We start from the raw sequence: 11,051 nt of genomic DNA, 5'->3' as shown, positions 1-11,051 counted from the left end.
CCTATCCCGAGATCCGAATCCCGGGGCTGTTGCCCCAGAACAGCAGCGTCAGAACCATATCCGCGGCGACGACCGTGACGATGCTGGCCCGGATGGCCCGCCCGGACGCGCGCCCGACACCTTCGGGACCGCCGACGGCGTAGTAGCCCTGGTAGCCGTGGATGGCGATGATCAGCGTCACGAAGATGACGGCCTTCAGCACCGAGAACACCACGTCGGAGGGTTGGATGAAGGAGTCGAAATAGTGGTAGTAGGTGCCCGACGACTGGCCGTGCATCACGTTGACCACCAGTGCGCACGACACATAGCTCAGCGCCAGCGTCACCACATACAGCGGGATGATGGTCAGCATGCCGGCGATCACCCGGGTGGTGACGACGAACGGGATAGACCGGATACCAAGCGCTTCCAGCGCGTCGATCTCCTCGGAGATCCGCATGGCGCCGATCTCGGCGGTCATCCGGCAGCCGGCCTGCGCTGCGAAGCCGATCCCGGCGATCATCGGCGCCATCTCCCGGGTGTTCGCGTACGCGGAGACGAATCCGGTCAGCGGGCCCATCCCGACCATGTCGAGGGCGCTGTAGCCCTCGATTCCCACCGAGCCGCCGACCGCGGTGCCCATGAAGATCAGCACACCGATGGTGCCGCCGCCGACGATCAGTGATCCGTTGCCCCACATCACGTCGACCAGCAGCACCCCGGTCTGATGCCGGTAGTGCCGCAGCGTGTGCGGGATCGCGCCGAGCACCTGGGCCAGGAAGCTGACCTGATGCCCGAGGCGCTGGACCAGCGAGTCACCTTGGTCGGCGATCCACAACGGCGCGCGTAACGCATTGGGAATGTGCCGCGACGGCGCCGACACCCGGGCCATCAGCCCATCCTCAGCGGCATCGACATCGAGACACCCTGGGTGATGATCAGGTTGAGGACGAACACGGCCACCACACCGATGACCACCGACGCGTTGACGGCATCGGCCACGCCGCGCGCACCGCCGGTGGCCTCCAGACCGCGCTGGCAGGCCACCAGGATCACGACCACACCGAACAACCACGTCTTCAACATCGCCACGATGACGTCGTTGACACTGGCGAACGAGGCGAAGGACGCGATGTAGCTGCCGGGTGTGCCGGACTGGAAGCCGACGTTGATCGCGTAGCCGGCCGCCAGGCCCATGAAGATGATGAAGGCACACAGCACCGGCGCGACGAACACGATCGCGGCGAGGCGCGGGGTGACCAGTCGCTGCACCGGATCGACGCCCATCACCCGCAGCGCGTCGACCTCTTCGCGGATGGTGCGGGCGCCGAGGTCGGTGGCCACCGCCGAACCGGCCGCCCCGCCGAGCAGCAATGCCGCCACCATCGGTGCGCCCTGCCGGATCACGCCCAGACCGCCGGCGGCGCCCGACACCGAGGAAGCCCCGACCTGCTGGATGAAGTTGCCGACCTGCACGGCCACGATCACGCCGAACGGTATGGACACCAACAGCGCCGGGATCGCCGTGACGCTGATGATGAACCAGGCTTGGTTGAGGGTGTCTCGCCAGGGATGGCGCAACCTGACGAGGTCGGTGACGAGGAAGCCGAGGGCTTGCGCGCCGAGGCCGAAGAACCGGCCCAACGTCTGCAGTGAGGAATCCGTTCGGGACAGGAAGCGCCGGAAGGGCCGGCTCAAGATGTCGGCGACCTGGCGGCCCAACGGTGCTTCCGCGGAAGCCGGGGGATCGACGGGCGGCTCGGAGGTGGCGGCTGCCACGAATGCGTCGATATCGACGCATTCAAGTTCGCTGGCTTCTGTCTCGGTCGCTGCTTGGGCCGCAGTCGCGTCATCGACACCTGCGGTCAACGGCAGGCACCTCCTTAATCGCTGGGTACGGCCAGTTCCCCCAGCAAAGTTCGAGCTTGGTAGTCGCGCGTTTACCAGCGGTACGAGTACGTGCGTTGTACCAGCGGCGGCAGGCATGTGTTCGCAGAAAGAAGATCAGTGTGACGTACGCCACATTTGAGCGTCAAGCCCTGCGTGCGTCGCCTCCGGACGACGGTGGGCGCCACTTTCCTGCGGAAGGGTCAATAACGTGCGCGGATTCGCCGTCAGCCCGCCGGCGGCGGCAAGTTCGCAGCACGGACTGGGGTTTGACCCGATTGGTGCTCGGCGCTCCGCGCCGCATCGGCGGTCCGTGTACCCGGGAAATGCACAGGAATTTGCCAGCCGGTCAAATTGCTGCGCGGCTATCTGCGAGGAGCAGTGGCGACCGCGCCTCTGACCGCCCAACTCGGGCCCGTCGATCGGTAGCGGTACCGCGCACCGCCATGTTCACATTTCGCGTGAGCGTCGCCGAGGGGCAGTCCGGGCAAATGTCGCCATGGCTGTCTGTGAGATCCCCAAACCCCGGCGAAGTGCGGCGCACCTGCATTAGGGTGCGTGCAAGTTAGACACACTAGGTGGGGGTCATGGCGAGCGCTGTTTCTGGACACGTGCCGGGGGCGATTGCGCTCGAACGACATGCCGGTCGGCTCTGACCGCAACGGCGCGGGGGATGGGCGCACGCGAGTAGTCGATTACATCGTCGAGCGCCTCGTTCGCCGCGGCGTTCGCCATGTGTTCGGCGTGGACGGCGCCAACATCGAGGATTTCTACGACGCCGCGCACTTCTGTCCGGACCTCACCGCGGTGGTGGCCAAGCACGAGTTCTCCGCGGCGGCGATGGCCGATGCCTACAGCCGGGCCGGCGCCGGTATCGGCGTCGTGTGCGCCACCTCCGGCGGCGGCGCCCTCAACACGATCCCGGGATTGGGGGAGTCGTTCGCAGGCCGGGTGCCGGTGCTGGCGTTGATCGGCCAACCGCCGACCTCGTCGGACGGGCTCGGCTCATTCCAGGACACCAGCGGCGTCAACGGAGCCCTGCACGGCGAGGCGTTGTTCACGGCGGTGTCGGTGTTCTGCGAACGGGTTGTGACGGCCGACGACATTGTGACCGCGCTGCCTCGGGCGATCTCAGCAGCGACGAGCCTCGGTGGGCCGGCGGTCCTGCTGTTGCCCAAGGACATTCAGCAGGCCGTGGTGGAGCCCATGCATGATGATCCCGCCGACGCGCCAGCGGCGGCCGGGGACATCGAGGAACTGGTGCAGCTGCTGCGCGACACCGACGGGCCGGTGACGATCATCGCCGGTGACCAGGTTGGCCGCGACAACGCCCGGGCCGAGCTGGAGACGCTTCGCGCGGTCCTGCAGGCGAACGTGGCCACGGTGCCCGACGCGAAAGACGTCGCAGCTGAGTCATTGGGCATCGCCGGGGTGATGGGTCATCCGGCAGTGGTTGCGGCACTGGGCGACAGCGCGCTGTGCCTGGTGATCGGCACCCGGCTGCCGCTGATGGCCCGCGGCGGTCTGGACACGGTATTGGGTTCCCTGCCGATCGCGTCGATCGGTGCCGAGGTTCCCTACCTGCCATGTGCGCACGTCGAAAGCCACGACCTCCGTGGCTCACTGACCCAGCTGGCGACGGTGCTGTGCGACACGGCGAGCCGGGTGCCTGCGTCGCAGCCCGTCCGGGGAGAGCTGACGCCACCAGAGCATGCCGGCGCGGGAGTGCGCTACCGCGACGCGATGCGCGCATTGGACGGGCTGCTGCCGCAGGATGCCGACATCGTCGTGGACGCAGGCAACATCGGTGCCGCGGCGATCCACTGGCTGCCCGCCCGGCGCGACGGCCGCTTCCTGGTCGCCCTCGGAATGGGTGGCATGGGCTACAGCTTCGGCGCCGGCATCGGTATGGCCTTCGCCCGACATCGCCGAACCGTCGTCATCGCCGGCGATGGCTCGTTCTTCATGCACGGCATGGAGATTCACACCGCGCTGCACTACCGGCTTCCGGTGACGTTCCTGTTGTTCGACAACCACGCGCACGCCATGTGCGTGACTCGCGAGCAGCTGTTCTACGGTGACCGCTACAGCTACAACCGGTTCGGCCCCAGCCGGCTGGGTGCGGGGCTGTCGGCCATGTTCCCCGCCCTGCCGTCGGTGGATGTCACCGGCATCGGCGAACTCGGCGTGGCCGTCACAGCAGCGCTCGACGCCGACGGCCCATCCGTGGTGGCGGTGGAATGCTCGGCCGACGAAATACCGCCCTTCACAGCATTTTTGGGTGCCACAACACAGCTGGGTCGATCGCCCCAGCCAGATCCGAGGGAACGCTGATGACACTGCCTGCGCTCGAGGACATCGCCGACCCGATTCCGGGGCTGATGCGCATCGAGACCTCGCCCCGGGAGAAAGCCACCCCGGTCCTGATGGAGATGATCCACGCGGTATATCCGCACGACGAGGTCTTCGGCGAGTTCTGCACCGTAAACGAATACATCGACTGCCCGCCCGACGAACTCTTCGACTATCTGGCGGACACCCGGTCCCTGGAGGAATGGACCTACAGTCTGCGGGGATTCACCCGCACCGAGGAGGACGGCCTCTGGCTGGCCTACGACCGGCTGGGTACCGAAACCGAGATCTACACCCGCACGGTGGCCAACCGGGATGCCCGCACCGTGGATTACCACTGCGCCTGGGATCAGGGCAAGCACCTGTGGATGATCTACCTGATGCGGGTGGTCGACGCGCAGGTGGTGCTCAACAAGCCGGGTTCGGTGGTGTTGTGGACGAACTGCCACCACCCGTTCTACGACGAGAACCCGTACCCGGACGCCGCCCCGCCGCAGCGGCCGGTTTGGGTGGGGGACTTCTGGGACATGTTCGGCGCCGGGCACCTTCTGGAGTTGAAGAATCTCAAGGCGATCGCCGAATACCGCCACCGTAACGGCCTGCCGATCACTCCGGATTGGATGCGCGAATCATGAGCCAGCCCACCGTAAGCCTGATCGACGTCGCGACCTATCTGCCGGAAAACCGGGTTCCCGCAGAGTGGTACACCCGATTCAGCGGCGACGACGACATGCGAGACAACCCCATGTTCCGGCCGCCGGACTTCCGTCACCATGCCGCCGATGACGAGTCCAATGTCGACATGATCCAGCGTGCCGTCGGCGCACTGATCGACCGGCACGGGCCCGCTGTGCTCGACGACGTCGATGTGCTGCTGACCCATTCCCAGCTGCCCGATCTGCCGATCCTCGGCGCCGGCGGCGAAGTCGCCAAGCGGCTGGGCATCAATCCCGAGTGGATCATCGACGTCCACAACGGCGGCTGCGCGGCATTCGTGTTGATGCTCAAGCTCGCTCGCCAGCTGCTGGCGAGCGGTGCCGGGCGGACCGCGCTGATCGCGGTCGCGCAGAACGCCGCAGGGAAGATCTTCGAGCAGGACCAGGTACGCAAGCTTGCCCAGGCGTCGGTGCCCGGCGACGGCGCGGCGGTCGGGTTGGTCACCGTGTCGGACAGCTCACCGGTGCTCGACATCGAATGCCGCTACTTCGGCGAGAACGCGACCGACATGACGCTGGCCGCCGATCCCGCGCGGCGCTGGTGGGAGGCCGGGCCCGGTCAGGGTTACGTCGGATTCAACGAAGGCAAGATCATCAAGGTCCTCGCCCGCGGCAACCGGCAGGTACCCCAGGTGGTGCGTGCAGTGTGCGACCGGATCGGCGTGAAGCCGGGCGACCTCGACCTGCTGGTCACCAATCAGCCCAATCGGCTGCTGTTGCGGAACTGGAATGAGGCACTGGGGATTTCCCCGGATCGGCATCGCGACACATTCCAGGAATGTGGCAACCTGTTCGCCGTTGCCATCCCGGTGAACCTGGAGGCGGCAGTCCTCGACGGCCAGATCGGTGCCGGCGACATCGTGATGATGGCGGGGTTCGCGCACGCCGGGGACTTCGCAGGCGCCGCCGCCATCCAGTGGGGCGGAAGCCGCACATGACGGCGGCCGACGGCCAACCGGCGTCGATCAACACCGTCGTCGACGACATCATCGCCCTGATCCAGGCCGAAACCGACAGTGCCGCAACCTTGACCGCAGACTCGGGACTCCAAGACGCGGGCATGGACTCTGCTCGGGTGCTGTCGCTGGTGTTCCGACTCGAAGCCCGCTACGACATCGAACTGGACGCCGAGGACGGCGACGACTTGCGCACCGTCGGCGACTTGGCCCGGCTCGTGCTGCGTCGCATCCAGGAACGCCCATGATCAGCACCCCGGCGATCCGGCCCAAGTTCGAGACGCTCACCGAGATGCTCGACGCGGCAGCGCTGGGCAACCACAGTCTGATCTTCGTCGACCGCAACGAGGTCGACACCGACGTTCCGATGGTCGACATCGCTCGGCGGGCGCGTTCGGTGGCGGCGGGCCTGCACGACAACGGGGTTCAGCCCGGCGACCGGGTGGCACTGGTACTGCCCACCGGTCCGGAATTCGTCGCCTGCTTCTTCGGTGCCCTGTACGCGGGCGCCATCCCGGTACCGCTGTATCCGCCGGTGCGGCTGGGCAAGCTCGACGAATACCGGCATCGCACCGCCGCGATGCTGCAGGCGGTCGACGCCGTCCTGGTGGTCACCGAGGATCGCATACGTCCGCTGCTCGAAGCGGCGGGGGCGTCGTGCCGAACAGCAGCCGAACTCGACGGGGCCGGTCGCCGCGACATCGATGTGTCCGCCGATGACGTTGCGCTGATCCAGTTCTCGTCCGGCACCACCCATGACCCGAAACCCGTCGCACTCAGCCACCGCAACCTGCTGTCCAACCTCGCCGCGATCGCGGACTACTTCGCTGCGGCGGGCATGCCCGACCAGGTCGGTGTCACGTGGCTGCCGCTATATCACGACATGGGACTGATCGGGAATCTGCTGAGCGCGTTCTATCTGCCGCGGCCGTTGGTGCTGCTGCCGCCCGAACTGTTCCTGGCCGTCCCCGCGGCGTGGTTGCGCGCGATCTCGCGGCACCGCGGAACCGTCACCGCCGCACCGAACTTCGCGTTCGGACTGTGCCTCAAGCGGATCCGCGACGACGAACTCGACGGTGTCGACCTGAGCTCGTGGCGGCTGTGTCTGAACGGCGCCGAGCTGACCAGCGCCGAGGTCCAGCGCCGATTCAGTGAGCGGTTCGGGCGGTGGGGATTCGATGCGCGGGCGTTCACCCCGGTCTACGGACTGGCCGAGGCGTCGCTGGCGGTCACGTTCAAGCCGGCGGGCAGCATGTTCGGTGAGCACCGGCTCGGCGACCGGGAACTGGTGAGCACGGGCCGTCCGCTGGCCGGTGTCGAGGTGGAGATCCGCGACGACAACTCCCGGCCGCTGCCCGACGGCGACGTGGGCCACATCTTCGTTCGTGGACCCAGCGTGATGACCGGGTACTTCGGCCGTGCCGACCTCACCGCGCAGGTGCTGTCCGCCGGCTGGCTGGACTGCGGCGACGTCGGGTTCATCCACGACGGTGAGCTTTTCGTCTGCGGCCGCACCAAGGAGACCGTGATCATCCGCGGCGCCAACCACGCACCGCAGGATTTCGAGGCCGCCCTCGACGGTCTGGCCGGCGTCCGCGCCGGATGTGCGGTTGCGGTGGGATACGTTCCCCCCGACGCGCACGACGAGGCGCTGGCGATGCTCGTCGAAACCACCGCCGACGCCCCCGAGGATCTGGCGAGCGATGTCGCGGCCCGGGTGCTGCAGCACACCGGCATCGCCGTCGGACACGTCGAGCTGCTGGCACCGGGCACCCTGCCGCGGACGTCGAGCGGGAAGATGCGCCGCATCGAAGCGCGCACCCAGTGGCTGGCGGGGACCTTGTCGCCGTGTTAGCCGGGATCGCGCGGCTTGCGATGCGCGCTCCCCGGCGGATGATCGCGCTCGCGCTGCTCGTCGTCGCCGGTGCGGCGGCATTCGGCATTCCGGTGGCGGGCCGGCTCTCCGCGGGCGGTCTCACCGATCCCGGTGCCCAGTCGTCACAGGTGAAAGCTCTGTTGGCCAGCACTTTCGGCCAGGGTGACATGCCGCTGCTGATCACTGTCAGCTCACCCGATGGGGTCAATTCAGCGGCTGCGCGCACAGTGGGCACCGGCATCGTGCGCACACTGACTCAGTCGCCGACGGTTGCGACGGTCACCTCGCCCTGGACCGCGCCGCCGTCGGCAGCGACCTCGCTGGTCAGCAAGGACGGCACGATCGGCGTCATCGTCGCCGGCATCACCGGCGGCGACAACAGCGCGCCGAAGAATGCCGGGGCACTGATCAGCACGGTGGTGCACGACCGCGACGACGTGACCGTGCGGGCCGGTGGCGAGTCGGCCATGATGTTGGAGATCAACCAGCAGAGCGAAAAAGACCTGAAAGTCATGGAAGGCGTTGCGATTCCGCTGAGCTTCCTGGTGCTGGTGTGGGTGTTCGGCGGTCTGGTCGCGGCGTCGCTGCCCCTGGCGGTGGGCGCGGTCGCGATCTTCGGCGCGATGGCCGTGCTGCATGCGATCACCTTCGTTACGGATGTGTCGATCTTCGCCCTCAATCTCGCTGTGGCCCTTGGGCTGGCGTTGGCGATCGACTACACGCTGCTGTTGCTGAGCCGGTTCCGCGACGAGCTGGCGGCCGGTGCGCCCCGCGACCGCGCCCTGATCCGCACCATGACGTCCGCCGGCCGGACGGTGTTGTTCTCGGCGATGACCGTCGCGCTGTCGATGTCGGCGATGGTGCTGTTCCCGATCTACACCCTCAAGTCGTTCGGCTACGCGGGTGTCGCTGTCGTCGCATTCGCTTCGCTTGCCGCGGTTTTCGTGACGCCCGCGGCCATCGTGGTGCTTGGTGACCGGCTCGAGTCACTGGACCTGCGCCGGTGGCTGCGACGCCCGGTCGCGGCTGCCGGGCGGGTGGAGGACGGCGGCTGGTATCGGCTGGCGATGTTCTCGATGCGCAGGGCGGTGCCGGTCGGTCTGGTCATCGTGGCGCTACTGGGAGTGCTCGGCGCGCCGTTCCTCGGCGTCAGATGGGGAGTGCCCGACGACCGTGTCTTGCCGACGTCGAGTTCGGCGCACCTGGTCGGCGACCAGCTGCGTACACAGTTCGCCGCGGACCTGGCCAAGAATCTGACCGTCGTCATACCGGATCTCGGTGGCGTCACCCCCGCACAGCTCGACGGTTATGCCGCTGAGCTGTCCCGGGTGTCAGGCGTGTCCTCGGTCTCCTCGCCCGGCGTGACGTTCGTCGGCGGCGCCTCCGTGGGTCCGCCGACGGCGGCGACCGCGATCAGAAACAACAGCGCGTTCCTCACCGTCACCAGCACCACACCGCTGTACTCCCCGGCATCCGAGACGCTGCTCGATCAGCTGCACGCCGTGCCCACCCCGGCCGGTCACCAGGTGTTGATCGGCGGGACCCCCCAGGTCAACCGTGATACCGCCGGCGCCATCGCCTCCCGGCTGGGGATGGTTCTGGCGATCATCGCCGTAATCACGTTCGTGCTGCTGTTCCTGATGACCGGCAGCGTCGTGGTTCCGCTGAAGGCGTTGATCCTCAACGTTTTGTCGTTGACCGCGGCGTTCGGTGCGCTGGTGTGGATCTTCCAGGACGGCAACCTCGATGCCTTGGGCACGACCTCGACGGGCACCCTGGCGATCAGCATCCCGGTGTTGTTGTTCTGCATCGCCTTCGGCCTGTCGATGGACTACGAGGTGTTCCTGGTGTCGCGCATCCGCGAGTTCTGGCTGGCGAGCGGCAAGACCGCCGCCGACAACGACAGGAGCGTCGCGCTGGGGCTCGCCCACACGGCGCGGGTGATAACGGCCGCGGCGCTGATCATGGCGATCACGTTCGCGGCGCTCTCCGGTGCTCAGGTGTCCTTCCTGCGGATGCTGGGCGTCGGTCTGACGCTGGCGATCCTCGCCGACGCCACGCTGGTGCGCGTCCTGCTCGTGCCCGCCTTCATGCATGTGATGGGCCGGTTCAACTGGTGGGCGCCAAAGCCTCTGGCGCGCTTGCACGATCGGTTCGGGATCAGGGAGGCCTCGCATGCCTAGGAACGCCATGGTGCCGCCGGCCGGACTGGCGCGCGCCGTCGAATGGTTGCGCCATCACCTGTTGCTGCTCCATCAGCGGATGTTGCCCGCACCGATGGCGATGATGGAGTTGGTGGTGTCGGGTTGGCCTGCGCAGGCGATCACCACGGCCGCGCAACTGGGCATCGCCGACGCGCTGGCGGACGGACCGCTGCCGATCGACGAGCTCGCCGCGCGGGTGGGCGCGGACCCCGATGCGCTGCGACGGCTGATGCGGGCACTGATCGGGCGGGGCATCTTCCGACGCCGCCGCGACGGCCGGTACGCGCTGAATTCCCTTGCCGATACCCTTCGCGCGGACGCGGCGATCTCGCTGCGAGGTGCGGCGATGTTCCAGGGCTCGCAAGAGCAACGTGAACGCTGGACACTGCTGACCGACTCGGTCCGAACCGGCGAGTCGATCGTCCCCGCCCTGAGAGGCATGGAAGGTTTCGACTACCTCATCGAAATACCGGAGCATGCCAAGCTTTTCGATCAGACCATGACCAGTCTCGCCCAGATGACGCTGGCTGTCGTGGTGGCCAGCTACGACTTCGCCGCGCACCGCACGATCGTCGACGTCGGCGGGGGACAAGGTGCGATGCTGGCCGCCATCCTGGCGAAGGCGCCGCGGTCGCGAGGCGTTCTCTACGACGTGCCCCGGGTCGTCGCGGGTGCACCGGAGTTGTTGCGCGCCAACGGTGTCACCGACCGGGTGCAGATCGTCGAGGGCTCGTTCTTCGACCAGGTTCCCGGCGGCGGCGATGCGTATCTGCTGAAGAACATCATTCACGACTGGGCCGACGACAAGGCGTTGCACATCCTGCGCAATGTCCGGTCGGCCGCAGTCCCGGGCGCCACCGTGCTGCTTGTCGAGATGGTCATCCGCGACAACGGGCGCGACGGACCGGAGAACTGGGTGGATCTGGAGATGCTGCTGAACCTCGGATCCCGCGAACGGACCGCCGACGAGTACCGAATATTGTTGGCACATGCCGGTTTCCGGATGACGCGGGTGGTGACGACTGCGTCGCCGCTCTGCGTGGTGGAGGCCGTCGTCGACGACGCGCTGCCCGGCTAGTCG

At 67.4% G+C, this 11,051-nt stretch carries 9 protein-coding genes; 7 read left to right on the top strand and 2 right to left on the bottom strand.

Annotated features, from left to right (window positions below):
* Position 1: 1 nt before the first annotated feature.
* Positions 2-862 carry an MlaE family ABC transporter permease gene (locus AB4879_RS16690; protein ID WP_370508829.1) on the bottom strand — a complete coding sequence of 287 codons (861 nt, stop codon included), beginning with the start codon at positions 860-862 and terminating at the stop codon, positions 2-4.
* Between the two features lie 8 nt (positions 863-870).
* Positions 871-1,848 carry an MlaE family ABC transporter permease gene (locus tag AB4879_RS16685; RefSeq protein WP_370508474.1) on the bottom strand — a complete coding sequence of 326 codons (978 nt, stop codon included), beginning with the start codon at positions 1,846-1,848 and terminating at the stop codon, positions 871-873.
* A gap of 657 nt (positions 1,849-2,505) precedes the next feature.
* Between AB4879_RS16685 and AB4879_RS16680 the strand changes: the two genes are divergently transcribed.
* The 7 genes from AB4879_RS16680 to AB4879_RS16650 are packed head-to-tail and all read left to right on the top strand — an operon-like array spanning position 2,506 to position 11,048.
* Complete coding sequence (locus AB4879_RS16680) at positions 2,506-4,200, top strand: thiamine pyrophosphate-binding protein (RefSeq protein ID WP_370508473.1); 1,695 nt, start codon at positions 2,506-2,508, stop codon at positions 4,198-4,200.
* Entirely contained in the window at positions 4,200-4,853 is a 654-nt protein-coding gene (locus AB4879_RS16675; RefSeq protein WP_370508472.1) for an SRPBCC family protein, read from the top strand. The genes AB4879_RS16680 and AB4879_RS16675 overlap by 1 nt, the downstream gene beginning before the upstream one ends.
* A complete protein-coding gene (locus AB4879_RS16670) occupies positions 4,850-5,872 on the top strand; it encodes a 3-oxoacyl-ACP synthase III family protein (RefSeq protein WP_102807452.1) in 1,023 nt (340 codons plus the stop codon). Before AB4879_RS16675 ends, AB4879_RS16670 begins: the two co-directional genes overlap by 4 nt.
* On the top strand, positions 5,869-6,138 hold the full coding sequence (locus tag AB4879_RS16665) for an acyl carrier protein (RefSeq protein ID WP_370508471.1): 270 nt from the start codon (positions 5,869-5,871) through the stop codon (positions 6,136-6,138). The genes AB4879_RS16670 and AB4879_RS16665 overlap by 4 nt, the downstream gene beginning before the upstream one ends.
* Positions 6,135-7,745 carry an AMP-binding protein gene (locus tag AB4879_RS16660; RefSeq protein WP_370508470.1) on the top strand — a complete coding sequence of 537 codons (1,611 nt, stop codon included), beginning with the start codon at positions 6,135-6,137 and terminating at the stop codon, positions 7,743-7,745. Before AB4879_RS16665 ends, AB4879_RS16660 begins: the two co-directional genes overlap by 4 nt.
* Positions 7,739-9,949, top strand: a complete 2,211-nt coding sequence (locus AB4879_RS16655; protein WP_370508469.1) for an MMPL family transporter — start codon at positions 7,739-7,741, stop codon at positions 9,947-9,949. The genes AB4879_RS16660 and AB4879_RS16655 overlap by 7 nt, the downstream gene beginning before the upstream one ends.
* Complete coding sequence (locus AB4879_RS16650) at positions 9,942-11,048, top strand: methyltransferase (protein ID WP_370508468.1); 1,107 nt, start codon at positions 9,942-9,944, stop codon at positions 11,046-11,048. The genes AB4879_RS16655 and AB4879_RS16650 overlap by 8 nt, the downstream gene beginning before the upstream one ends.
* The last annotated feature ends 3 nt before the right edge of the window (positions 11,049-11,051 follow it).

Source organism: Mycobacterium sp. SA01 (assembly GCF_041287105.1).
GTDB lineage: Bacteria > Actinomycetota > Actinomycetes > Mycobacteriales > Mycobacteriaceae > Mycobacterium.
The sequence above is the reverse complement of the archived record's forward strand: the minus strand, read 5'-3'. Positions and strand labels throughout refer to the sequence as shown.